28 protein-coding genes and 1 pseudogene are annotated in these 25,518 nt (G+C 32.6%); 21 read left to right on the top strand and 8 right to left on the bottom strand.

From position 1 onward, the window contains the following. Positions 1-8 precede the first annotated feature (8 nt). A pseudogene (locus ACFCYN_RS13185) lies at positions 9-236 on the bottom strand (hypothetical protein); the annotation flags it as partial. Between the two features lie 156 nt (positions 237-392). Next, on the bottom strand, positions 393-1,226 hold the full coding sequence (locus tag ACFCYN_RS13180; protein ID WP_375949734.1) for a metallophosphoesterase: 834 nt from the start codon (positions 1,224-1,226) through the stop codon (positions 393-395). Between the two features lie 120 nt (positions 1,227-1,346). Here ACFCYN_RS13180 and fadH point away from each other — a divergent pair, with 120 nt between their 5' ends. Together fadH and ACFCYN_RS13170 are read left to right on the top strand one after the other, a co-directional pair. Then, positions 1,347-2,111: a 2,4-dienoyl-CoA reductase gene (gene fadH / locus ACFCYN_RS13175; protein WP_375949732.1), complete on the top strand. Its 765-nt coding sequence runs from the start codon at positions 1,347-1,349 to the stop codon at positions 2,109-2,111. Between the two features lie 13 nt (positions 2,112-2,124). Further along, positions 2,125-3,339 (top strand): EAL-associated domain-containing protein, encoded by a 1,215-nt coding sequence (locus tag ACFCYN_RS13170; RefSeq protein WP_375949730.1) that lies wholly within the window; start codon positions 2,125-2,127, stop codon positions 3,337-3,339. Positions 3,340-3,526: 187 nt separating this feature from the next. Here ACFCYN_RS13170 and ACFCYN_RS13165 read toward each other — a convergent pair whose 3' ends face one another. Then, on the bottom strand, positions 3,527-4,258 hold the full coding sequence (locus tag ACFCYN_RS13165) for a class I SAM-dependent methyltransferase (RefSeq protein WP_375949728.1): 732 nt from the start codon (positions 4,256-4,258) through the stop codon (positions 3,527-3,529). A 496-nt stretch (positions 4,259-4,754) separates the two neighbouring features. Then, a complete protein-coding gene (locus tag ACFCYN_RS13160; protein ID WP_098117746.1) occupies positions 4,755-4,988 on the bottom strand; it encodes a glutaredoxin family protein in 234 nt (77 codons plus the stop codon). Between the two features lie 255 nt (positions 4,989-5,243). Here ACFCYN_RS13160 and ACFCYN_RS13155 point away from each other — a divergent pair, with 255 nt between their 5' ends. The 12 genes from ACFCYN_RS13155 to ACFCYN_RS13100 all read left to right on the top strand — a co-directional run bounded on the left by ACFCYN_RS13155 (position 5,244) and on the right by ACFCYN_RS13100 (position 14,045). Further along, the gene (locus ACFCYN_RS13155) at positions 5,244-5,489 is read left to right on the top strand and encodes a YkuJ family protein (protein ID WP_098117744.1); all 246 of its coding nucleotides are present in this window, start codon (positions 5,244-5,246) and stop codon (positions 5,487-5,489) included. 185 nt (positions 5,490-5,674) lie between these two features. Beyond that, entirely contained in the window at positions 5,675-6,148 is a 474-nt protein-coding gene (locus ACFCYN_RS13150) for a ribonuclease H-like YkuK family protein (protein WP_369700034.1), read from the top strand. A gap of 54 nt (positions 6,149-6,202) precedes the next feature. Further along, positions 6,203-6,394 (top strand): antirepressor AbbA, encoded by a 192-nt coding sequence (abbA, locus tag ACFCYN_RS13145; RefSeq protein ID WP_098117742.1) that lies wholly within the window; start codon positions 6,203-6,205, stop codon positions 6,392-6,394. Between the two features lie 299 nt (positions 6,395-6,693). Further along, positions 6,694-7,140, top strand: coding sequence for a cyclic-di-AMP-binding protein CbpB (cbpB, locus tag ACFCYN_RS13140; protein ID WP_098117740.1), 447 nt, complete (start codon positions 6,694-6,696; stop codon positions 7,138-7,140). A 196-nt stretch (positions 7,141-7,336) separates the two neighbouring features. After that, positions 7,337-8,212 carry a transcriptional regulator CcpC gene (locus ACFCYN_RS13135; protein ID WP_375949724.1) on the top strand — a complete coding sequence of 292 codons (876 nt, stop codon included), beginning with the start codon at positions 7,337-7,339 and terminating at the stop codon, positions 8,210-8,212. A 75-nt stretch (positions 8,213-8,287) separates the two neighbouring features. After that, entirely contained in the window at positions 8,288-9,004 is a 717-nt protein-coding gene (dapD, locus tag ACFCYN_RS13130; protein ID WP_172445355.1) for a 2,3,4,5-tetrahydropyridine-2,6-dicarboxylate N-acetyltransferase, read from the top strand. Positions 9,005-9,057: 53 nt separating this feature from the next. Continuing rightward, positions 9,058-10,167 carry an N-acetyldiaminopimelate deacetylase gene (locus ACFCYN_RS13125; RefSeq protein WP_172445354.1) on the top strand — a complete coding sequence of 370 codons (1,110 nt, stop codon included), beginning with the start codon at positions 9,058-9,060 and terminating at the stop codon, positions 10,165-10,167. Positions 10,168-10,283: 116 nt separating this feature from the next. Then, a complete protein-coding gene (locus ACFCYN_RS13120) occupies positions 10,284-10,826 on the top strand; it encodes a peroxiredoxin (protein ID WP_098117735.1) in 543 nt (180 codons plus the stop codon). Positions 10,827-10,971: 145 nt separating this feature from the next. After that, complete coding sequence (locus ACFCYN_RS13115) at positions 10,972-11,427, top strand: TlpA family protein disulfide reductase (protein ID WP_098171253.1); 456 nt, start codon at positions 10,972-10,974, stop codon at positions 11,425-11,427. A 145-nt stretch (positions 11,428-11,572) separates the two neighbouring features. Continuing rightward, positions 11,573-12,607: a cytochrome d ubiquinol oxidase subunit II gene (locus ACFCYN_RS13110; protein ID WP_375949720.1), complete on the top strand. Its 1,035-nt coding sequence runs from the start codon at positions 11,573-11,575 to the stop codon at positions 12,605-12,607. Between the two features lie 525 nt (positions 12,608-13,132). After that, positions 13,133-13,351 (top strand): hypothetical protein, encoded by a 219-nt coding sequence (locus ACFCYN_RS13105; RefSeq protein ID WP_375949718.1) that lies wholly within the window; start codon positions 13,133-13,135, stop codon positions 13,349-13,351. Between the two features lie 205 nt (positions 13,352-13,556). Further along, positions 13,557-14,045: a hypothetical protein gene (locus tag ACFCYN_RS13100; protein ID WP_375949716.1), complete on the top strand. Its 489-nt coding sequence runs from the start codon at positions 13,557-13,559 to the stop codon at positions 14,043-14,045. A gap of 186 nt (positions 14,046-14,231) precedes the next feature. Here the strand turns inward: ACFCYN_RS13100 and rnjA are convergent, their stop codons facing one another. Further along, positions 14,232-15,899 (bottom strand): ribonuclease J1, encoded by a 1,668-nt coding sequence (gene rnjA, locus ACFCYN_RS13095; RefSeq protein WP_098117731.1) that lies wholly within the window; start codon positions 15,897-15,899, stop codon positions 14,232-14,234. A 4-nt stretch (positions 15,900-15,903) separates the two neighbouring features. Next, complete coding sequence (locus ACFCYN_RS13090; RefSeq protein ID WP_098117729.1) at positions 15,904-16,116, bottom strand: DNA-dependent RNA polymerase subunit epsilon; 213 nt, start codon at positions 16,114-16,116, stop codon at positions 15,904-15,906. Positions 16,117-16,467: 351 nt separating this feature from the next. Between ACFCYN_RS13090 and ACFCYN_RS13085 the strand changes: the two genes are divergently transcribed. Beyond that, positions 16,468-17,376, top strand: coding sequence for a DMT family transporter (locus ACFCYN_RS13085; protein WP_172445350.1), 909 nt, complete (start codon positions 16,468-16,470; stop codon positions 17,374-17,376). A gap of 19 nt (positions 17,377-17,395) precedes the next feature. Continuing rightward, a complete protein-coding gene (locus tag ACFCYN_RS13080) occupies positions 17,396-18,169 on the top strand; it encodes a Cof-type HAD-IIB family hydrolase (protein WP_098117727.1) in 774 nt (257 codons plus the stop codon). Positions 18,170-18,316: 147 nt separating this feature from the next. Here the strand turns inward: ACFCYN_RS13080 and def are convergent, their stop codons facing one another. Beyond that, on the bottom strand, positions 18,317-18,877 hold the full coding sequence (gene def, locus ACFCYN_RS13075) for a peptide deformylase (protein ID WP_172445349.1): 561 nt from the start codon (positions 18,875-18,877) through the stop codon (positions 18,317-18,319). Between the two features lie 190 nt (positions 18,878-19,067). Then, positions 19,068-19,202, bottom strand: a complete 135-nt coding sequence (locus tag ACFCYN_RS13070) for a YjcZ family sporulation protein (protein WP_098117723.1) — start codon at positions 19,200-19,202, stop codon at positions 19,068-19,070. 163 nt (positions 19,203-19,365) lie between these two features. Between ACFCYN_RS13070 and ACFCYN_RS13065 the strand changes: the two genes are divergently transcribed. The 5 genes from ACFCYN_RS13065 to lpdA all read left to right on the top strand — a co-directional run bounded on the left by ACFCYN_RS13065 (position 19,366) and on the right by lpdA (position 25,433). Continuing rightward, a complete protein-coding gene (locus ACFCYN_RS13065) occupies positions 19,366-20,013 on the top strand; it encodes a YkyA family protein (RefSeq protein ID WP_375949712.1) in 648 nt (215 codons plus the stop codon). A 465-nt stretch (positions 20,014-20,478) separates the two neighbouring features. Beyond that, on the top strand, positions 20,479-21,558 hold the full coding sequence (gene pdhA / locus ACFCYN_RS13060) for a pyruvate dehydrogenase (acetyl-transferring) E1 component subunit alpha (protein WP_257131710.1): 1,080 nt from the start codon (positions 20,479-20,481) through the stop codon (positions 21,556-21,558). 3 nt (positions 21,559-21,561) lie between these two features. Next, entirely contained in the window at positions 21,562-22,539 is a 978-nt protein-coding gene (locus ACFCYN_RS13055) for an alpha-ketoacid dehydrogenase subunit beta (protein ID WP_098117721.1), read from the top strand. Between the two features lie 111 nt (positions 22,540-22,650). Then, a complete protein-coding gene (locus ACFCYN_RS13050; RefSeq protein WP_375949710.1) occupies positions 22,651-24,015 on the top strand; it encodes a dihydrolipoamide acetyltransferase family protein in 1,365 nt (454 codons plus the stop codon). A 5-nt stretch (positions 24,016-24,020) separates the two neighbouring features. Beyond that, on the top strand, positions 24,021-25,433 hold the full coding sequence (gene lpdA / locus ACFCYN_RS13045) for a dihydrolipoyl dehydrogenase (protein ID WP_098117720.1): 1,413 nt from the start codon (positions 24,021-24,023) through the stop codon (positions 25,431-25,433). Positions 25,434-25,518 lie beyond the last annotated feature (85 nt).

Raw genomic sequence — 25,518 nt, 5'->3', positions numbered from 1 at the left:
GCGCCGCCACCACCATATGGAGGATATCCAGGGAAAGCGCCGCCACCGTATGGAGGAAATGGTCCATAAGGTGGGTAATATGGCGGTCTGAAGGCCAGTGCACCTAAAGCGAATCCGCCGGCTAATCCTGCTAGTCCTCCTATTATTGGTAAAATCGGAAAAAACGGGAGAAAACGTTGTTCGTTATGATCATAATAATAAGATGGAGCATGCTCATCTCTGTAATAATGATTCAAATTAGGGTGATAGTGATAATTCATGTATTTAACCTCCTCTCTTGTCTTCAATAATAGTGTATGGAGTCTTAAAATAATTGAGCAAGTACCCATAAAATTAGGTAACCAACCTAGTATGAGTGAGATTTAATTTGCTAAATATTCATGAATAAAAGGTTAATGCTTAAGTTGACCCTTAATTTCAATTGATATGATTTCCGGTGGTGTAAATAAACGAATCGGCAATTTAGTTGTACCAATTCCATTTGAAACAACTAAATGACTATTATATTTCTTCGATAAATTGTAAACACCACGATTGTATTTTTTTGCATATGGAGGCATTATGAAGGATTTGTAAAACGGAAAATAAATCTGTCCTCCATGACTATGTCCAGAGAGCTGAAGGTTTATTGGATATTTTTTTGTTAAATCAGCGATATCAGGTTCATGCGTAAGAACGATCGTATAGGAATTTTTTTGAATCTGTTCTAATATTTTATTATATTGTTTATTTCCTAGCATATAATCATCAAGACCAATAAATGAAACTTTTGTTTTCTGAATATAGTATGTTTTTTCTTCGTTTTTTAATAATAAAAAATTACTATCAACTAAAAGCTTTTCGTATTGTTCAGTAAAATAACCTCCATGATCATGGTTTCCATAAATGGCAAGTTTTCCTATTTTTGGATTTAGTTCTTTTAAGAGTTGGATTACTTCTTTTTTATAAGCAAACCTTCGAATATCACTAACTAAATCACCAGTAAAGAGAATAAAATCAGGCTTCATTTGGTTAATATTGTTTACGACTTTTTTAAATTGTTCTATATCCTTTTTATTTTTAAAATGAGTATCTGATATTTGTATTAGTTTAATAGTAGTACTGGAATTTTGGCGATCGTTGGAAAATACTAAATGCTTTGTTCGAATTGATGATGGTTCAACAAAGATTGAGTAATAGATTAAACAAATACAGATCAAAAAAAATGATGTGAGTTTTATTTTCAACTGTTTCCCGACCTTTATAAATGAAATAAGTACATACTATATTAAATAGTTTAATTGTTAAAAATATTCTAAAAATAGATAAATGTTGTTAAACTATTAAATACAAAGGGAGTGATACGAGTGAAGGATAAGGTTATAATCGTTACTGGTGGATCTAGCGGTATGGGGAAAGCGATGGCTGCTCGCTTTGCAAAAGAAGGTGCAAAAGTAGTTATTGCTGGAAAAGACATTGAAAAATTAAATAGTGCAAAAGAAGAAATTGAACGATATGATGGTCAAATATTGCCAATCATCTTAGATGTTTGTGATCCAGAGCTCGTAAAAAATATGGTAATGGAAGTTAATCAAACATTTGGTACAATTGATTTTTTAGTAAATAATGCAGCAGGTAATTTTATTTGTGCTGCAGAGGATTTGTCTGTAAACGGATGGAATTCGGTCATTAATACCGTACTGAATGGTACTTTTTATTGTAGCTCAGAAGTTGGACGGTATATGATAAAACATAATATTAAAGGAGCAATCACGAATATGATCGCTACGTACGCCTGGGATGCAGGTCCAGGAGTGATTCATTCTGCGTCGGCTAAAGCTGGTGTACTTGCAATGACTAGAACATTAGCTGTAGAGTGGGGAAGAAAGTATGGGATACGAGTGAATGCAATAGCGCCAGGCCCTATTGAACGTACAGAAGGAACGGATAAACTATGGCTTTCAGATGAACTAGCTAACAGAACAATTCAGAGTGTACCATTAGGTCGATTAGGTACTCCTGAGGAGATAGCAGGACTTTGCGCATATTTATTTTCAAATGAGGCTAGTTATATTAATGGTTCATGTTTTACAATGGATGGAGGACAGTCAATACATCAATACCCTTTCTAGAAGGAGGTTCAAAATGGATCCTTTAGACGTAATAAGTAATTTAGATAAAGTCATACCATACTTCCAACCAATTTATGGAGCTGATACACAAAATTGTGTAGGAGTAGAGGTTGTTGGTAGACTGAAACTTGAAAATTTACACAGCCTTGAATTCTTCTTTGCAAATGACTTGGTGCCAGACGACTACTTACTAGAGGTTGATAATCATATATTAATTCAAGCCCTCGATGAAGTTTTACAATCAAAATTTGATGGTGGAATTTTTATCAATCGTCATCCTTCAGCACTACTTTCAGATGATCCTGAAAGTCTTTTAACAATTTTACAATCCTATGAAGATAAAGGGATACACCTTAATAAAATTGTTATTATTCTTCAACACCAACTTTTTTATGGTTTTGAGAAGGAATTAAAGAATTTAATTACATATTATCAAACATACGGTATTAAATTTGCAATTAATAGCGTAAATGAAAAATTAATTAATTTAGAAAAACTTCGATTTTTATCTCCTGACATCATTAAAATCGATTTTAAAATGGTTCAACAACTTCATACCGCATCATTTCAAGATTTATTAAATTCCGTAATTTATGTAGCTGGAAAAGTAGGGGCATCGATGTACTATGATGGGGTCATTGATTCGATCCAATTAAGAAATGCATGGAAAAATGGTGGGAGATTCTATCAAGGTGCATACTTGTCTATACCGCAGCCTTCAATTAGTCAGTTAAATCATGAATGTGAACCACTGAAGAATGACATCTTAAAATATATTCGAGGCGAAAAGAACAAATTAATTGCACTAAGAGATATGACAAACTTAATTCAGCGAAAAGTACAATCAACGATAAATAAGTATAAATTAGAAGAGGATTTAAATTCATTTTTAGTAAATATTTCAAATGAATTAAATTCAATTTGTTTTAGAATGTATATTTGTGATGAGGATGGTTTTCAGCAGTCTGCTAACATGTTTAAAGTTAATGGTGAAAGGTGGGAACTTCAGCAAAAGTATAAAGGTAGGAACTGGAGCTGGAGGCCATATTTTTTAGAAACCGTATTAAAAATGCAATCAAATGATCAAGGACTTTTATCCGATATGTATCGAGATATTGAAACCGGTGAGAAGATTCGGACATTTTCTTATCCGATGGATAGCGGGAACTATTTATACATTGATCTAAGTTATGATTTTTTATTTAAACATAATGAATTGCTTTTTTAATGAATATATTTAATTGGAAAATAATAATGTGAAAAAGGGGCCGTCCTAAAAGTCAGCATAACTGACCTTAAGGTGGCCCCTATTTGATGATTTAAGGCTGCCTAGCATCAAAATATGTTGGAGATTCAATGCTTTATATTACTTCAGATTTTTATTTCATCTACTCTGACATCCTCATTTTATCACTCTATTTATAACAAGAAAAAACAATTACAACTGGAATTCTTTGTCTTCGTAAAAATTCTTCTTCACTTTTAAAATGGATTCGTTTAGGTGTCCCTTCTCGTAGCTGATCAATTCGAAATCCGGTTTTCCTTAAAATAGTAAAGTATTGTTCGATTGTACGATGATATTTGACCACTATTTTATTTATCCATGGTTCTTTTCTCTCACCTGTTAGAAAATAATCGTCCACTATCCAACTATCTCTTCGATCACCAGACTGTTTACTTACATAGGATGCTGTAGTTAATGGGTGTTGAATACTAAATACAAATTGGCCGTTCTCCTTTAAAGAGTTAAATACTTTTTGAAAAATTAGCTCTATATTTGAAATATAGTGTAATACAAATCGTGATGTAATAAGTTCAAATGAATCTGCTGGGAAGTTATAATCCTCAATTGAAGAGTAGTAAATTGAGCCTAAGGTGTCTCTTAAATTAATTTCGGCTACTTTAATCATTTGCTCTGATCCCTCAATACCTAAATAGCTGTTTGCGCCAAGTAACAAAAGTTCTTTTCCAAAGCTTGCATCACCACAACCTAAATCTAATATGTTTTTTTGATCAACATCTCTAATTAATTCATGGATAATCGGACCTTCTATCGCATTGTTAGGACTATCTATTCGATTTCTGCGTTTCATATATTCTGAAAAAAAATCATCCTGATTGTAAACCGTTGAACCACGATACTCCATTTTACCGCTCCTTTATTGTCCGAAATATTTATAAAAGTTGACACAAATTAACTAACTTTAACATTAAATTTGATATGAAAAAAGAGAGTTTATACCTATCTTCCGGTTTTAAAATATTAGAGGAAGTTTATTATCAAGAATCGACTATTTCAGTTAAAAAGGCACATATTTTATGAAATAGTGCTATTTCGATGTCAGCTAATGTAAAAAAGATAAGAACGATTCGTATAGTATAAATAATTAAAAGAATGATACGATAATTAAAAGTTTAGTTGAGGGAGGATGAAATTTTGAGGGGACTTATTTCGAAAGTTCTTTTTGTATCGTCCGTCATGTTTTTTGTCTTTCATTTTATAGGAGTTGGATGAACTAAATTTTTGGACAAGCCCTTGATCACATTATAAAAAATAGTTGAAGTTAATAGGAATAAAAAAACACCTAAATGATCGAACATTCATTTAGGTGTTTTAATGTCAAAATGTAAATGTTAAAAAGATTAACTTTTTTGAAGCGCAGCCTCAATTTGATCCATTTGGACGCCTCTAATAATCTCTTCATTTATAATTAAAGTCGGTGTTGAAAAGGAATCTAACTCAAACATCATTCTTTTTTTTGCAAACTCATCTTTTGAAACGTTATATTCGGTATAAGTAACTTTCATTTCTTTTAAATAATTTTTCAAAAATTCACATGGTGGACAGCCATCTTGCGTGAATAATTCAATTTTCATAAATTTACATCCTTTCTATATTAATTTCTTAAAGCAATTTGTATAAAACTATTATGACATAGAAAAATTGCGATGTTAAAGAAATTTGTTTTTTCAGCTGAAACGACTATTTCACTTGTATTTATCTTGGAATACAAGTATTCTTATTAATGGACACTTACATAGCTTAAATCTATCAGAAGTTTTATGGATAGAAATTGTAAGAAAGTATAACCTATATTTAGGGAATGACACATGGTAGAAAGGAGTTCTAATATGTCTTTATTACTAGGAATTTTAGAACGCTTAGAAAGTTTAAAACAACAAGCTACGAACGGTGAGGTTGCTCAAAGATATTTTGAGGTTAATGGCGAAAGAAAATGTAGCGTAAAGTATTCTGAGAAAAATGAAACTTTTGAATTAGAAGTATTTCAACAAGGTGAAAAACCACAAACGTTTCCATTCGATAATATCGATATGGTAGCAATCGAAATATACGAAATTATTTCTTCACTAGATTAAGAAAAGAAAAGAAAAAGCAGGCTTAAGCTTGTTTTTTCTTTTTTTTTGAAGATTTAGTTACAAAATAGTAAGGTCGTGCTAATCCCTTTTCGTAATGAATACATTATTATGTAACGTTTATGAAAAGGGAGGTCATATATGTGAATAAAGATCAGTATCGATTTTACAATGTTAGTGAACGAAAAATGAGTTTCGATCAGGTAGTTGATCGTTTATATCACTTTGTAAAAAGTGATCCTAATAAACAATATCGACTTTCTATCGGAACTGATTCTCAGGTTCATAGTAATGGGACTAAGTTTATTACAGCGCTTCATTTGCATAGAGTAGGGAATGGAGCTTGGGGATGTTTACATACTTGTTGGCATCACAAGAAAATCCGTAATTTAAAAGAGAAAATATTTCTAGAAACAATGTATAGTCAGGAAATAGCATTTTTATTATCACCTTTTCATTTGGAAAAAATTTTTAGTCCTCTGCATGAGAATGCTAATTCAAATAATTTTAGTTTTGAAATTCATTTAGATATTGGTACTGTGGGACTTACGAAAGAGTTTATACAAGAAATGACATCTAAAGTAAGTGCAATGGGGATCATTCCAAAGATTAAACCAGATTCTTATACGGCATTTAGTTATGCAAATAAATTTACAAAATAAGTAGTTTAAACTAAATAAACATTGATTAAAATGAGGACTAGGAGGGATTGATGGATGCTAAGTGAACAAAACTTTACGAATGATGAATTATCTTTATTAGTCGATACAGTGATGAAACAAAATTATGCAATTGAGCTAATTTCATCGCAAATTACTGATATAGAAAACGGATTAATGGATGCAGGAGAAGATCAATACGAAAGACTAATACATTTATATCAAAAGTTAAGGGATTTGGGTTTATGATATCAATTATAGATGAACGTTTAGATAATAAATTATTTATCTAAACGTTTTTTTGTTTTCATGAATAAATTAAAATAATAAAGCAATTTATTAGGAAAAGTTAAATTGGAAAGGGGTTACAAATCTGATAATATAGGGAGGGGGACATAGTCCTAAAGAATAGAATAATGTATAAGTTTTAATTTATACAAATGATTAGTGAAGTAACTAGCCTATTTAACTGATGGTTATTTAGATGGACTTACTAGTTTTAACCATTTTTTAAATACTAATACTTTACTACCTGGGGGACGATGTTTTTGATTAGTATTGATGGTTCACAATTTTTTGAACATAAAGTAGAAGAAGTAATTATTTCGAGTGAAAAAGTAGCTCACGTACAAAGTGGTAACAGTTTGGAGCATGCTTTATTAGTACTTACAAAATCAGGATATTCATCAATTCCTGTTCTAAATCCAAAGTTTCAATTACTTGGCTTAATTAGCACTTCAATGATATTAGATGGAATACTTGGACTAGAAAGAATTGAATTTGATCGTTTAAGTAATATGAAAGTTCAAGAGGTAATGTGTACAGAAATTCCTCTATTAAAAACAACGGATACGTTAGCTAAAGGGCTTGAAACTGTAGTTGATCATCCTTTTGTATGTGTAGTAGATGAGAATAATACGTTTGAAGGTATACTAACTAGAAGAGCGATTTTAAAACAATTGAATAAAAATGTAAGAAGATACAATAAACATTAATCGATAAAAGTAGGTCATTTGAATATTGGCTTACTTTTTTTATTCATGTAGTACGGTAGTAATGTAGAATAGTTAAGGGGCTAGAGAAAGATTTTAAAAGAATTAAATATGAAGCATATGGATTTATCTTAAAGATCATACGAAGCCATAAATAGAGCTCTCAATGATTTTCCTGCACTACTTAAGGGGGGATTAAATGCAGATAGATGATATTCGTTTAATAATTACTTTATCTGAAGAGAAAAATATGAGGAAAGCGTCTGAGAGACTATTTGTTTCTCAACCTGCTCTTAGTCAAAGGCTACAAAATTTAGAGAAACAGATTGGTAGTGAATTGTTTATTCGTTCACAAAAGGGATTGATTATTACAGCTTCTGGGGAAATTATTTTAAACTATGCAAGGAAAATGGAAGAAACATACCAAACGATGTTAGAGCAATTGCAAATTTTAAAATCAGATATTTCTGGTACTTTAAAAATTGCGGTTTCCTCTGTCGTTGCTCAATACTGGTTACCGCCAGTCTTAAAAAAATATGTTTCAAGCTATCCTGAAGTTCAAGTTTCTCTTTTTACTGGATGGAGTAGTGAAATTACAAATCGTTTATATGAAAATGAGGTACACCTGGCAATTGTAAGAGGGAATCAAAATTGGTTCGGAGAAAAGGAATTACTTTTTTCTGATGAACTATTATTAGTCGATACAAAGAAACATAATCTTTTGGATTATAAGAATATACAAAGACCATTTATCCAGTTTAAAAGTAATTCAAATTACTATCAATTGATTCAATCATGGTGGTATGAGCATTTTAATTCATTACCTAAACACGAAATAGTTGTTGATCAAATCGAAACTTGTAAGCAATTTGTATTAAATGGCCTAGGTTTTGCAATTTTACCTTCTTCTGTGTTGCATGATGTAAATGACGAAAGTGTTATAAAAACACCTATCATGACAAAACAAGATGCTGGGTTAAATCGAGATACATACTTACTTTATAATCGAGATGCCATGAAATTAAAACAAGTAGCTGGATTTATCGAATCAATTAGAAAAAAAACAAAAGATTAATCGACAAAATGTTGCTTGTTAGTTACTAGATTTGATAGAGTATTCTTATTGATATAATAAAGGGGGCAATACATTATGAAATTAATGGACGCAAATGAAATTATCGCATTTATCGCAAATAGTACTAAAAAAACACCTGTTAAGGTATATGTAAAAGGTGAGCTAGACAAGCTTACAATCAATGAGTCAGTTCAATCATTTATTTCTCAAAATTCTGGAGTTTTATTTGGTGAGTGGGACGATGTTAAAGTAATCCTTGAAGAGCAAAAAGAATACATAGAAGATTACGTAGTAGAATCAGATCGTCGTAATTCAGCTATTCCACTTTTAGATTCTAAAGGTATTAAAGCTCGTATTGAGCCAGGTGCATTTATTCGCGATCAAGTTACAATTGGCGATAACGCTGTAATTATGATGGGTGCTGTAATTAATATCGGTGCTGTAATTGGAGAAGGCACTATGATCGATATGAACGCAGTACTTGGTGGACGTGCTACTACTGGTAAAAACTGTCACGTTGGCGCAGGTGCTGTTTTAGCTGGTGTTATTGAGCCACCATCAGCAAACCCAGTTATTCTTGAAGACAATGTTTTAATTGGTGCTAATGCAGTAGTTTTAGAAGGTATTAAAGTAGGTGAAGGTGCAGTAGTAGCTGCAGGCGCAATCGTTACTGAAGATGTTGCTCCTTATACTGTAGTTGCTGGTGTTCCAGCTAGAAAAATTAAAGATATCGATGATAAAACAATTTCAAAGACTGAAATTATTCAGGCTTTACGTCAATTAAATCAATAATAACAAATAAAGCGTAGAATATATTCTACGCTTTTTTTTAGAGAGGAGCCACGATGGATTCTTTTATTCAAATTAGAAGAGATCTACATTTAATTCCTGAACTTGGTTTTCAAGAATTTAAAACACAAGCATATTTACTAGAGTACTTATCTAGTTTAAATCAAGAAAGACTTGTAATTGAAACATGGAGAACTGGTATTTTTGTTAGAGTAAAAGGAATAAAGCCTACTAAAACGATTGGCTACCGTACAGATATTGATGGATTACCAATGAAAGAAAATACAGGTTTAGCGTTTTCTTCGACTCACGAGGGCAATATGCACGCTTGTGGTCATGACGTACATATGAGCATTGCACTTGGTGTACTCACTAATCTAGTTAATGAACCTATAAATGATGATGTTGTGTTTATTTTTCAACCTGCAGAGGAAGGTCCAGGTGGAGCTGAGCCTTTACTAAAAAGTGAAGAGTTTACATCATTTAAACCTGATGAAATATATGCTTTACATATAGCACCGGAATATCCAGTTGGTACAATCGCAACAAAACCTGGTATGTTATTTGCGCATACTTCTGAGCTATTTATTGATTTTCATGGTTTAAGTGGCCATGCTGCATTCCCGCATTTAACGAATGACATGATTATTGCGTCTAGTCATTTTATCACTCAAGTACAATCAATCGTTTCTCGAAATGTGAATCCGTTAGACAGTGCGGTAATTACAATTGGAAAAATTACTGGTGGAACAGTTCAAAATGTTATTGCAGATCACGTTCGACTAGAAGGTACTATGAGAGCACTAAATATAGAAGCGATGATAAAATTAAAAAATAGAATTCAAAGTCTTGTGAATGGATTTCAAGAGAGTTTTCAGTGTAAAATAGATGTAGATTTTGGAAGTAATTACTATGGTGTAATAAATGATGAATCATTGACGAATGAATTTTTCAATTTTGCGAGACAATATGACGGTATTAATGCAGTTGAATGTAATGTTGCTATGACAGGTGAGGATTTTGGTTATATGACAAAGGAAATACCTGGTCTGATGTTTTGGATTGGCGTAAATTCTGAATTCGGATTACATCACCAAAAATTAAATCCTGATGAAAATGTTATACCAATAATGATTCAATTTATTACGGATTTTATGAAAAAGTAGTGTGAAAATGATTTTCAGTTAATAATTATTATAAATTAATATTGACTTTAAATAAGTAGTTTACTATAATATCACTTGTATGATAAATAGTTACATAAATATTGGAGGTAATAACGATGGCAGAACGTTTAGTAGGAAAACAAGCACCACGCTTCGAAATGGAAGCAGTTTTACCAAATAAAGAATTTGGTAAAGTAAGTTTAGAAGAAAACATGAAAAATGATAAATGGACAGTATTATACTTCTATCCAATGGACTTCACTTTCGTATGTCCAACTGAAATCGTAGCAATCTCTGATCGTTATGATGAGTTTGAAGATCTTGATGCAGAAGTTGTAGGTGTTTCTACAGATACAATTCACACTCACTTAGCATGGATCAACACTGACCGTAAAGACAATGGTTTAGGCCAATTAAAATACGCATTAGGTGCAGATACAAACCACGCTATTTCTCGTGATTATGGCGTATTAATTGAAGAAGAAGGTATTGCATTACGTGGATTATTCATCATCAGCCCAGAAGGTGAATTAATGTATCAAGTAGTACACCACAACAATATCGGACGTGAAGTTGATGAAGTATTACGTGTACTTCAAGCTTTACAAACTGGTGGACTTTGCCCAGCTAACTGGAAACCAGGTCAAGCAACTTTATAATTTTTAAATAAAATTAAGCAATGACAAAAGGTCTAACATAAAGTTAGGCCTTTTTAAACACAATACGAAACATTTTTGAAAAATTGAACAAGCCTTTATTAGTTAAAAAAGTAGGGCTAACGAAACGAAATAGGAGGACTAATAAATGAGACTTCGCTCGCCAATGCCAGAATTAAACGGCGCAACAACAGTATTAAATGGAGAAATCCAAAAAGAAAACTTAATCGGTGACAAACCAACATTAATTCATTTTTGGTCTGTTAGTTGCCATTTATGTAAAGTAGCAATGCCAAATATTAATGCATTTAGAGATGAGTATAAAGATCGTTTAAATGTAGTTAGTGTTCATATGCCAAGATCTGAAGATGATTTAGATATTGAAAAAATTAAAGAAGTTGCAGCGGAACATGGAATTACACAAACAATTTTAGTTGATAATCAACATACAATTACAGATGCATTTGAAAATAAATATGTGCCTTCATATTACGTTTTTGATAAAACTGGTGTATTACGTCATTTCCAAGCTGGAGAAGGCGGAATGCCAATGTTAGAGAAACGTGTAAATCGAGTACTAGACGAAGCTGCAAAAGTAGAATAATCGCAAACCATTAAAGAGACTTTAAACAAAGTCTCTTTTTAATTTTCCATAATCTTCATATAGAAACTAGTAGAAACGGTATTTTATCGGTATAATGAAGAAAACTAAGCTTTAGATTATGAAATTTCTGTAGGAGGAAATAAGTTTGGAAATTCAAACGGTCGCAATCTTTATATTATGGTTGTTTCTATATGCCTACATGATTATTGCTTCAATTGATTTTGGTGCAGGTTTTTACGCGTTTTATGCTATTTCAACGAAAGAGGAACCAAAATTAATTGGCTTAATAAATCGACATCTTTCATCTATATGGGAGTTAGCTACATTATTCTTCATTTTCTTCTTTGTTGGTGTTGTTGGCATATTCCCAAGGGTTGCATATTATTACGGAGTTCCTTTATTAGTTCCTGGTAGTGTAGCGATGATTTTTTTAGCTGTTAGGGGATCGTTTTATACCTTTCAGCAATATGGAGGAAATAGAAGTAAGTTATTTCTAATTTTATATGGTGCTACAAGTTTACTAATCCCTGTTACTCTATCTACTGTATTAACAATATCTGAGGGTGGATTTATTATCGAAAATGGTACGGATATACGATTTTATCCATTTAAATTGATAACGAATTCCTATTCTTTATCCGTTATGCTTTTGGCAGTATGTTCAGTTTTATTTATAAGTGCAATGTTTTTAATCTACTCTGCAAAACTAATAAATGATTCTGAGTCAGAAGTAAAATTAAGAAAGTATGTACTAGTTTGGTCGGCTCCGACAATCATATCGAGTATTATTGTTTTTGCTTCAATGAAGTTACATAATAATGTTCATTTTGATCGAATGCATAATGTGTGGGAGTTTTTCCTTATCTCGTTCATTTGCTTTTGTATAGCTATTTATTTTGTTATAAAAGGAAAGAGATACGGATTAGCATTCATACTTGTATTATTACAATATTTCTTCGCATTTTTTGGATATGGAATCAGCCATTTACCATTTATTTTATATCCTTATTTAAGAATCGAAACAAGTTTTGCTAAGAGTACTTTGGCGATTGTATTGATTATCCTTTTTGTCATATTCTTTGTCGTATTTACAGTGTATTTTATATTTTTAGTTCTTAATAAACCTTTTTTTATAAAAGTTTTTTTAAAAAATAATGATAAAAATGATTTTCTAGATTGATATGAATCTTAGTGACCTAATATCAAAAAAGAAGAACATAGAATTCCACTACAGGTGCTCGATTTCCATGGGGCGGAACCTGAGATTCCTCTTTGGTGCAGGGTCTCAGGATTCGCGCATTCCCCAAAGGAGTCGAGTTCTCTTTTTTTTATAAACTATGGTAAATATTGCTCTGCCACACATTTACTTTCGGAAAATGAAGAAAAGGTGAAAGATGTACTAAAACGTTTAATCAGTAATTTGATGTTAAAAAGTTAATAATTGAGTGGGATAAAGGAAATTTATAGGAGTAACTTTATCTAACGTATAAATTTGTTCAATAAGAAATAGAGGATCATCATTAGATTCTCCTCTATTTTGTTATTTGGTCGTTTAATTCAATAAAGTAAATTAGAAGTGATATCTTTTCGCAAAATTAAAATCTCGGCAATTTACGATAAAATAAAAATAAGTAATTTAGTATTTATTAGGGGCACTAGAATTTTACGATTATAGAAATTCAGATACATAATTGGAGGAGTTGTATTGAAAAAAAAAGTTGGTGTAGTCACAAGTATCGCAGCAATCATCCTTTTTGTATGTGCATTGGTTATGCAAAAAATTATTTTATCATCCTATGGATTTATTTTTTTGGGGTTAACATTTTTGCTAGGATTTAATTTGAAGGGAAAAAAGAGAATTCCAGCTTTAATAATAATCGTTGTCCATGGAGTTGTAATTCTGTTATTTACGTTCTCTAACTGACGAATTGCATTAGTTGAACAATTTTTAAATTTCATCATTAGTTATTAGTAATGACAGTTTAGTAGCATAAGGATAAATTTAATTTCTAAGAAAGAATGAGTAATTAGCTTTGTTTAGAGTAATGGATTGTACCTGTATAATGTTAATTGTGGAAGTTACTGGAAGTAAAGGTCTACCAAAAAACAAAATAATAGGAGTAAAATTTATGAAAAACAAGAAAATCTTTTTACCTCTTTTTTTATTATTAGTTGCTGGAGTATTCATTCTAATCTATCAGCGCCAAACAGATGCTAATACTAATTCAAATTCAAATTCTAGTACGTATACGTATATGGATGCTGACAAAGTAAAAATAAAAATAGGACAATCTAAGCAGTACTCTAAAGATGAACTAAATGCAGCGGTTAAAACTGTAAAGAAAGAATTCAAGGATTATGAAGGGTGTACACTGACAGATATATGGTATTCAGAAAAAGAATCTCATTCAATTAGCAAAGATTATATGCAATATGGTTCGGGGATGGATAATGGTGTAAACGAAAAAAATGTACTTGTTTTACTTTCTACATTCAAAGTCGATTCTACTGGGGGTGATGGAAGTTGGGAACCAAATTCAACTCAGTCTGATTTTAGTTGGACTCTGATTAGAGATAGTAAAAAGGGTAAATGGAGAGTTGATGATTCTGGATATTGATGAACTAGAATCACCCATGCAACTAACGCATACGAAGGTTGACTAAATTAAATTTAACAGAGTATACATAAGGATTAAATGATATGTAGTGGAGTGAAATAAGTGGAATATCTTGAAAAATAAACGGAAAAAGGAGCTACCTTAGAAGTGATTTCACTTTTGTGGCAGCTCCTTTAAATTATGTCATTATACTTCCATGATAATTGGAAGTATCATTGGTTTACGTTTTGTTTTTTCGTATAAGAAAGGAGATAAAGTATCTGTAATCTCATTTTTAATTTCAGACCATTGAGACGTTTTACGCTCCATGATTTTGTTTAAATGAGTAGAAATCATTGCTTGTGCTTCATTTATTAAATCGCCGCTTTCTCTCATGTAAACAAATCCACGTGAAATAATATCTGGACCAGCAGAGATTTTAAATTCCTTCATATCGATGCTTACGACAACAATTACAAGGCCTTCTTCAGATAAAATTCTACGATCTCTTAATACGATATTACCAATATCACCGATACCGCTTCCATCAATATAAACATTGCCAGAAGGTACTTTTCCTGCAACCATCGCTTCATCCGAACGAAGAGCTAATACTTCACCATTATCCATGATAAAGCAGTTTTCTTCCGGAACTCCACAATCCATTGCAAGTTTAGCGTGCATACGTTGCATTCTATATTCACCGTGAATTGGCATAAAATACTTAGGCTTCATTAGTCGAAGCATTAATTTTTGCTCTTCCTGACCACCATGACCGCTAGTGTGAATGTCATTTAATGATCCGTGAATTACTTCTGCGCCAGCACGATACAATAAGTTGATCGTACGATTTACACTCATTGTATTACCTGGAATTGGTGAAGAAGAGAATACTACTGTATCTCCAGGGATAATTTGGATCTGACGGTGTGTACCATTAGCAATACGTGATAATGCAGCCATCGGTTCACCTTGACTACCTGTACATAAAATAACAAGTTGATTTGCAGGTATACGGTTAATTTGAGAAGCTTCAATAAATGTATCTTTAGGACATTTAATATAACCTAAGTCATGTCCAATCTCGATATTTGCTTCCATACTTCTTCCGAAAACAGCAATTTTACGTCCAGTTGCAATAGCAGACTCAACTACTTGCTGAAGACGATGAATATTTGAAGCAAATGTTGCAAATATAATTCGACCGTCTACTTTACGGAAAATTTCATTAATCGTATCGCCGACTTTTCTCTCAGACATTGTAAAATGTGATACTTCACTATTTGTACTATCTGAAAGTAAGCATAAAACGCCTTCTTTACCAATTTCAGCCATTTTTGTTAAATTAGCTGTTTCTCCAACTGGTGTAAAGTCGAATTTAAAGTCTCCTGTATGAACAACTTGTCCTTGAGGAGTTTTTACAACGATTCCGTAACAGTCTGGAATACTATGTGTAGTACGGTAGAATGTTACGCTTGTTTTTCTGAATTTGATGATATCGTCTTCTTTAATTTCAATTAATTTAGCTTTTCTTAGAAGACCATGCTCTTCAAGTTTGTTTTTAATTAAACCAAGAGCAAGCTTACCACCATAGATTGGAATATTTAATTCTCTTAATAAATATGGAATACCACCAATGTGGTCTTCATGTCCGTGAGTGATAAATAAACCTTTAATTTTTTCCTCATTTCGAACTAAATAAGAATAATCAGGTATTACATAGTCTATTCCTAATAGTTCATCTTCAGGGAATTTGATTCCGGCATCGATTAATATAATTTCATCTTGATATTGTACTGCGTATGTATTTTTTCCAATTTCCCCTAAGCCACCTAGTGCGAATACGGCAGCTTGATCATTTTTAAGAAATTTCATATGTTTACGCTAGCTCCAGAACTTTAAAGCTTTCACTTTGTTTTTCGAATTCAAGATGAGCACCAGTTAAAGCTTGAACAAGCTCAATATTATAATTGAAAGGTAATAATTTCGCACGAACTTCTCTTTCACTTTCAGCTTCTACATAAACTGTTTTAGTTTTTTCTCTTACAGGTACCTCTAAAGGTAATTCCTGATAGTATACTTTAAAAATCATTTAAATCTCTCCTTGTCAATTCACTATCTTCTCAATATTATAAGTGATTTTTTATATATTTTCATTCTTTTTATTGAAGATTACCTAAAATACGGTTTAATTTAAAAATATATTTGAAATTATTGAGATGTATTTTTTCTTTTTTAATAATAGTTTTAGCCGTTTTTTTAATTTTTTTCTAAGTTTACGTAACATTAGTTTTACCTCCTATACAAGAAATTAAACTTGCTTATAAACAACACGGACATGGTATATTTATGTGTAGTATTGATCGAAAAGGCATTTTCATACAATATATTCAGAAAAGACGTTAAAATAGAGGGAATCTTTTAAGGGATAGGGGAGAAATATGTGAAAAAATTATACACAGCCTTGTTTTTATTAAGTATTATTTGGAGTACATCGTTTTTATTTATTAAACTCCTTTTAAATGACATTGGCCCTGAAGCAATAGTGTTTTATCGTTGTTTCTTTGGTGCGGTTACTTTATTAATCATTATGCTAATAAAAAAGGTGAAAATTGATTTTAAAAATTTACCGAAAATGAGTCTAATTATTATCATCTCATTATTTAATCACGCAATTCCGTGGTTATTTCTTTCTTTTAGTGAAACACATCTACAAAGTAATGAAGCTGCAATTTTAAATGCGTTTACTCCAATAGCTACACTTCTAATCGGTTATTTTTTCTTTTCTCAAAGGATTAAAAGGATGCAAGGGATCGGGCTTTTTATTGGGATTATCGGACTTATGATTATGATGAATATTAACCCATCAACAATTTTCTCCAATAATATAATTTATTCATTATTAATGTTATTTGTTACATTTTGTTATGGGCTTGGTTCACATTTAACGAAAAAGTATTTACAAAAAATTGATGTTTTAACAATTTCGTTTTTAACGCTTGCTATATCTGGTGTTTTCAGTTTTATTTATATGTGTTTTGTAGGAAAGGGAACGGTAAAACCTTTTGTAAATTTAGAAGTTTTTAGTGGTGTATTTGGACTTGGTGTTTTATGTTCGGGGTTGGCATATTTACTATTTTATTATATGGTTAAAGAAGGTAGTGCAGAATTTGCAACTATGGTTACTTATATAGTTCCTGTTTTTGCTTCAGTTTGGGGATTTTTCTTTTTAGACGAACCTTTAACATATAAAATGGTTATCGGATTATTAATCGTACTACTAGGTGTATTTATTACAAATAGCAAGAAGAAGTCAAAAATTAGTAACTCAAAAGCAAATGCAGCATCTTAGTGAGTGAGGAGAGTAAAATATGACTAAACCAATTGTTTTTTTCGATATAGATGGAACGATATTAAATCATGATAAAGAAATTCCAGAAAGTACAAAGAAAGCTATTTCAGAACTACAAAATAAAGATATTCATGTTGGGATCGCAACTGGTCGTGCACCATTTATGTTTAAAGAAATTCGTGAAGAATTAAACATAAATACTTTTGTTAGTTTAAATGGACAATATGCTGAATTTGAAGGTGAAAGAATTCACAGCCATGCATTAAATGAAGAACAACTTCATCTATTTACTCAAAAAGCAAAAGAGCTTGATATTCCGCTTATTTATTTAAACAATGAGACGATGAGAGCATCGACAGATACAAATCTCCATATTAAAGAGGCGATGGCTACAATTAAAATGGTTCATCCTGAAATACAACATGATTTTTATCAAAATCGTGAAATTTATCAAGTGTTATTATTTTGCGAAGAGCATAAAGAGTCTTTATTAACAGATGGTTTTAATCAGTTTAATTTCATTCGTTGGCATGATTACTCATCAGATGTCTTACCAATCGGGGGATCAAAAGCAAATGGAATTTTACAAATGGTAAATCATCTAGGGTTTGATATGCAAAATGTATTCGCATTTGGTGATGGATTAAACGACTTAGAAATGATTGAAAAGGTCGGTACTGGTATTGCTATGGGGAACGCAGTAGAACCTCTTAAAAAGCTAGCAAATCATATTACAACGAATGTTGATGAAGATGGTATTTTAAACGGTTTAAAATGGGCAGGGTTACTTTAATAAAAATGGGATGTCTTAATGGCATCCTCATTTTTTTTTGAAAAACCCGCACGAATGTCTTTACTAAGCTTTAACAATATTTCTTATACATAAATAGGGGCGACCTAATTGTCAGTTAGCTGACTTTTAGGACGACCCCTGTTTTTTTTATGAATTTCTCTCTAAAGGTGCTGCACCTTCTGGAGGAGAGAATGGATTCGTTTTATTAATATGATCATAGAACATTACACCATTTAAATGATCAATTTCATGCTGGAAGCAAATTGCTGGTAAACCTTTTAATCGTATTTTCACTTCACCAAGTCTAGTGTCAAAACCACTAACTGTGATTCTTGCATAACGTGGAACATATCCAGGAACATCACGATCAACTGATAGACAACCTTCACCACCGGATAAGTAAACTTGTTCTACAGAGTGGCTTATAATTTTTGGATTTAATAAAGCATAACTAAATAAATTGCCTTGTTGGTCAGTTACATGAACACCAATCGCTCTTTTTAAAATGCCTATTTGTGGTGCTGCTAAACCGATACCTGAACGTAATCCGTATTCTGTAGCAATTTCTGGGTTTTGGCTATTAATAACATACTCTAATAATGAATTAGCTAAATTTATATCATCAACCGATGGTGGTAAAATTACTTCCCTCGATACTTCCCTTAATCTAGGGTCGCCCTCTCGAATTATATTTGTCATTGTAATCAAATGAACTTCACTCCTTCATTTTTTCAAAAAATAAATATGTACTATTGACTAGTATTATTAGTTTAGTCTAACAAATCTTTTTTAAATTGTCAGTAAAGGGGCGATGATTGAAATTGAAAAAGGAGCGATATAAAATCGCTCCTAAAGTTTGTGGTTATACATTTAATAATAGAGGCTGTGTCAGTGTGAATTATAAAACGAAAGCTGCACCAACGATAATTAATAAAATGAATAGAACAACGATTAATGCGAAACCACCGTAACCGCATCCGCATCCGCCGCCATAACCAGGGTATCCACCTTTTCCGTATCCGTAACCGTACATATAATAACCTCCCTTTAAACTGTTTCCGCATATAGCGGATACTACAAATTATGAAAAAGTACATAAAGTGTGTGGGTATGTGACCATATTATTTTTGAGGACGTATAAAAAGTATGAAAAGATGCAATATGAAACTAATCATGACAAAAATTTGGGTGGAATTATGTATAAAAAAATCTATTCTTTATTTCTTATAGTAAGTCTTTTATTAATCTTTTGTATGGGCTGTACTTCTCAAGCAAATCAAAGAAAATTAGTTATAAATAAATTAAGTGAAATTGCGAAAAAGGAGCAAAAATTTCAAAAAGCTGGTGAGAAAATCCAAAAATTAGAAATTAAAGAGCTGGAGTATTATGAAAAAATTTATTTATATAAAATTAATGAAGTAAATAAAAGACAAGAGTCGGCTAAACTTGCGATTAATTTATTAAATGAACGGAAAGAAGGCGTAAAAGAGGAGTCAAAATTAATTCACGATATAGACATAAAAATTGAAGAACTTCAAACAATAAACATTGAAACAAAAGATGAAAAGTTTCGCAATGAAGTAAATAACTTCATTAAAACCTGGAGAGAGAGAACAAATTTATACGATAAATTGAATTTGAAATATAAAGAAGCGATTGAAACAGATCTTTCAATTTATCAGTTATTATCTCAGAAAAAAGTTGATTTAAAAAATGTTAAGAGTAAGACAAAGAATACAAATAAGAACTATAAAGATGTCATTAAATATAATGATCAATTAAATCTTTATACTCAAAAATTAAATGATCTACAAAAAGACATATATGAAAAATATGGTAAATAAATGGAATTACCTAGATATATTCAATAAAAATCGTTGTAGTACAGTTTGGGAATTTATATTAAAAAATTTAAGTTATTAGCTATTTAAGTATAATTTTAAAGAGTTTCTATTATTGTATAACAGATTGCTGTTTCAAAGGTAGTACAGGGTGAGAAAAATGAGAAAAGTTTTCCGAAAAATCATGAATAAAATAATACAACAAAATATTTGACGTGTTTGTGAACGTGTTATAAACTGTACTAGTGTTCAATGTTGTACTAGTGTAATACACAAAACGTATAAGTACAGTTTTTAATTACAAGTTTTCATTACTTGTAATTATTCCTAAGAAAATACACATGATGGATATAGTAAATAAATCCTCGATAATTAAAGAAGGGTGTGGGTTAAGTGGCAACTACTACTAAGAAAGTAGATGGAAAGGAAACAAAAGAAATGAAGAATACACAAACTGTTTCTGAATTAATGAATCATATGCTTCAATTTGGTGATTCAGTTGGAACTCTTCAAATTTTAAACGAAGAGGGCGAAATCGTTAACGAAGCAGCGATGCCAGAATTATCTGATGAAAAATTAAAAGAATTAATGAAGCGTATGGTATGGACTCGTGTCCTTGATCAACGTTCTATTTCATTAAACAGACAAGGACGTTTAGGTTTCTACGCTCCTACGGCTGGACAAGAAGCTTCTCAATTAGCAAGTCAATTTGCTCTTGAAAAAGAAGACTTTATCCTACCTGGTTACCGTGATGTACCTCAAATGATTTGGCACGGTTTACCTTTATATAAAGCATTTTTATGGTCACGTGGACATTTCGTTGGAAGTCAAATTCCTCAAGATGTTAACGTAATCTTCCCACAAATTATTATTGGTGCTCAAATTATTCAAGCTGCTGGTGTTGCGCTTGGTATGAAATTAAAAGGTAAAAACTCTGTTGCTATTACATATACAGGTGACGGTGGTTCTTCTCAAGGTGATTTCTACGAAGGATTAAACTTTGCTGGTGCTTACAACGCTCCTGCAATTTTCATTGTACAAAACAACAGATACGCAATCTCAACTCCAGTTTCTAAGCAATCAAAAGCTAGAACAATTGCTCAAAAAGCAATCGCAGTAGGTATTGCAGGTATTCAAGTTGATGGTATGGATCCTTTAGCAGTTTATGCAGCTACTTCTGAAGCTCGTAAACGTGCAGTAAATGGTGAAGGTCCAACATTAATCGAAACTTTAACATTCCGTTATGGTCCACATACAATGGCTGGTGATGATCCAACTCGTTACCGTACAAAAGATACTGAAAATGAGTGGGAAGCAAAAGATCCAATCGTTCGTTTCCGTAAGTTCTTAGAGAAAAAAGGTCTATGGACTGAAGAAGAAGAAAATGCAATTATCGAAGAAGCAAAAGAAGCGATTAAAGATGGCATTAAACTTGCTGACCAAGAACCAAAACAAAAAGTTACTGATTTAATGGAAAATATGTTCGAAACTAAAACAAGTAATATTGAAGAGCAATATGCAATTTTCAAAGAGAAGGAGTCGAAGTAAGTCATGGCGCAAATGACAATGATTCAAGCTATCACAGATGCATTACGCGTTGAAATGAAAAACGATCCTACAGTAATCGTATTCGGTGAGGACGTTGGAGTAAACGGTGGTGTATTCCGTGCAACTGAAGGTTTACAAGCAGATTTCGGCGAAGAGCGTGTATTCGATACACCACTTGCTGAATCAGGAATTGGTGGACTAGCAATCGGTCTTGGTATTGAAGGCTTCCGTCCAGTAGCAGAAATTCAATTCTTCGGATTCTTATTCGAAATTATGGACTCAATCGCAGGCCAAGCTGCTCGTATGCGTTACCGTACAAGTGGTCGTTTTACTTCTCCAATTACTTTCCGTTCACCATTTGGTGGTGGGGTTCATACTCCAGAAATGCACGCGGATAGTTTAGAAGGATTAATGGCTCAAACTCCAGGATTAAAAGTAGTTATTCCATCAACACCTAAAGATGCAAAAGGTCTTTTAATTTCATCTATTCGTGATAATGATCCAGTTATCTATTTAGAGCACATGAAATTATATCGTTCATTCCGTGAAGATGTACCTGAAGGTGAGTACACAATCGAATTAGGTAAAGCTGATGTTAAACGTGAAGGTAAAGACGTTTCTGTATTTGCTTACGGTGCAATGGTTCACACTGCATTAAAAGCTGCAGAAGAATTAGAAAAAGAAGGTGTATCAGTAGAAGTTGTTGACTTACGTACTATTCACCCATTAGATACTGCTGCAATCGTTGCGTCTGTTGAGAAAACTGGCCGTGCAGTTGTTGTACAAGAAGCACAAAAACAAGCTGGTATTGCTGCAAATATTGTTGCTGAAATTAATGATCGTTGTATCCTTTCATTAGAAGCACCAGTTGTACGTATTACTGCAGCTGACACTGTATACCCATTCTCAGAAGCAGAAACTGTTTGGTTGCCAAACCATAAAGATGTAGTTGAAGGTATTCAAAAAGTTTTAAACTTCTAATTATTTAACAAAAATAGAGAAAGGTATTTGATGAATTCATCAATACCTTTCTTACATTATAGATAGATAAAATTTAAAAATTAATTTAATTTTGTTCGGAGGTAGAAATCTGTGTCAAACTCAGTGGCAAGTCTATTTGAATTTAGATTACCAGATATCGGTGAAGGTATTCACGAAGGTGAAATTGTAAAATGGTTTATTAAAGCAGGCGACGAAGTAAATGAAGATGATATCATTTGTGAAGTACAAAACGATAAATCAGTAGTAGAAATTCCATCACCTGTTAAAGGTAAAGTTTTAGAAGTGTTAGTATCAGAAGGAACAGTTGCAGTTGTTGGTGACGTATTAGTACGTTTAGATGCTCCTGGTTATGAAAACATTAGCTTTAAAGGTCAACATGCTGAAGAAGCTCCAACTACTACTCCAGTACCGGAAGCTGCTGAAGCAGTTCAAGCAAAAGTACAAGAATCTTATGAGCAAGCAGAACCAAAAACAGATGCTGCACCACTATCACCAGTTGCTGCAATTGAGCCAAAAGCACATGTAATTGCAATGCCATCTGTACGTAAATATGCTCGTGAGAAAAACGTTGATTTACGCATTGTACCAGGTTCAGGTAAAAATGGCCGTGTTACTAAAAATGACGTAGATGCATTCTTATTAGGTGGAGTAGCACCAGTTGCTCAAGCACAAAATGAGGTTGCTGTTGAGGTTGTTTCTGAGGCACCAGCTGCTAAAGAAGCTCCAAAAGCAATGCCAATCCCTGAAGGTGCATACCCTGAAACTCGTGAAAAAATGAGTGGAATTCGTAAAGCAATTGCTAAAGCAATGGTTAACTCTAAACACACTGCTCCACACGTTACATTAATGGATGAAGTAGATGTGACTAAGCTTGTTGCTAGCCGTAAAAAGTATAAAGAAGTTGCTGCTGCACAAGGTATTAAGTTAACATTCTTACCTTATGTTGTTAAAGCTTTAACTTCTGCATTACGTAAATTCCCAGCTTTAAATACATCAATCGATGATGCTACTAGCGAAATCATCCACAAGCATTATTATAATATTGGTATTGCTGCAGATACTGATAAAGGTTTATTAGTACCAGTTGTTAAAGATGCTGATCGTAAAGCTATCTTCTCTATTTCTGCTGAAATTAATGAGTTAGCTACAAAAGCTCGTGATGGTAAATTAGCTCCTGCAGAAATGAAAGGTGCTTCATGTACAATCTCAAATATCGGTTCAGCTGGTGGACAATGGTTTACACCAGTAATTAACCACCCTGAGGTAGCTATTTTAGGTATTGGTCGTATTGCTGAAAAACCTGTTGTATTAAATGGAGAAATCGTTGTTGCTCCAGTATTAGCGTTATCTTTAAGCTTTGACCACAGAATGATTGATGGTGCTACAGCTCAAAACGCATTAAACCACATTAAACGATTATTAAATGATCCAGAATTATTATTAATGGAGGCGTAAGATAAATGGTAGTAGGAGATTTTGCAATTGAACTAGATACGGTCGTTATCGGTGCTGGTCCTGGTGGATATGTTGCAGCAATTCGTGCAGCACAACTAGGACAAAAAGTTGCGGTAGTTGAAAGAGGTAATCTTGGAGGAGTATGTTTAAACGTAGGTTGTATTCCTTCAAAAGCATTAATTACAGCTGGTCACCGTTATGAGACTGCTATGCATTCTGAAGATATCGGTATTACAGCTGAAAATGTAAAAGTTGATTTTACAAAAGTTCAAGCTTGGAAAAGCAGTGTTGTTAATAAATTAACTGGCGGTGTAGCTGGTTTATTAAAAGGAAACAAAGTTGAAGTTATTAAAGGTGAAGCTTACTTTAATGATGCAAACACACTTCGTGTTATTACAGAAGACTCAGCTCAAACATATACATTTAACAATGCGATCATCGCAACAGGTTCAACTCCAATCGAAATCCCAGGATTTAAATGGAGTAACCGTGTAATCGATTCAACTGGTGCATTAAACTTACCAGAAATTCCAAAGAAATTAGTTGTTATTGGTGGCGGCTATATCGGTATGGAATTAGGTACAGCTTATGCTAACTTCGGTACTCACGTAACAATTCTTGAAGCTGGTGATGAAATCTTAAATGGTTTCGAAAAATCAATGAGCTCAATTGTTAAACGTGGATTAAAGAAAAAAGGCAATGTTGATATCGAAACAAAAGCTTTCGGTAAAGGTGTTGTAGAAACTGCTGATGGCGTTACTGTTAAATTTGAATCAAATGGCGAAATGAAAGAAATCGAAGCTGATTACGTATTAGTAACAGTTGGACGTTTCCCTAACTCTCGCGATATGGGCTTAGAAAATGTTGGTGTTGAAATTAACGAACGTGGTGTAATTACAACTGACAAACAAGCTCGTACAACAGTTAAAAACATTTTTGCAATTGGTGATGTAATTGCTGGACCTCCATTAGCTCACAAAGCTTCTTATGAAGGTAAAGTGGCTGCTGAAGCAATTAGCGGTATGCCTAGTCAAATTGAATACTTAGCAATCCCTGCAGTAGTATTCACTGATCCAGAACTAGCAACTGTTGGTTATACTAAAAAACAAGCGGATGAAGAAGGATTAGCTGTAAATGTTGCAAAATTCCCATTCGGTGGAAATGGTCGCGCATTATCACTAAATTCAACTGACGGATTCGTACAATTAGTTTCTCGTAAAGAAGATGGAGTACTAGTTGGTGCTCAAGTTGCAGGTGTAAATGCATCAGATATTATTTCTGAGTTAGGCCTTGCAATTGAAGCTTGCATGAGTGTTGAAGATATTGCTCAAACAATTCATGCTCACCCAACATTAGGTGAAATCTCAATGGAAGCTGCAGAATTAGCGATGGGTCATCCAATCCACGTTCTAAAATAATATTAATAAAAAAGCTGTCTCAAAAGAGGCAGCTTTTTTTTTGATAGATGTTTGTATATGAATTTTAAACACGAACACTTTGTTT

This window comes from Gottfriedia sp. NPDC056225 (assembly GCF_042267765.1).
Lineage (GTDB): Bacteria > Bacillota > Bacilli > Bacillales > Bacillaceae_G > Gottfriedia.
The sequence above is the reverse complement of the archived record's forward strand: the minus strand, read 5'-3'. Positions and strand labels throughout refer to the sequence as shown.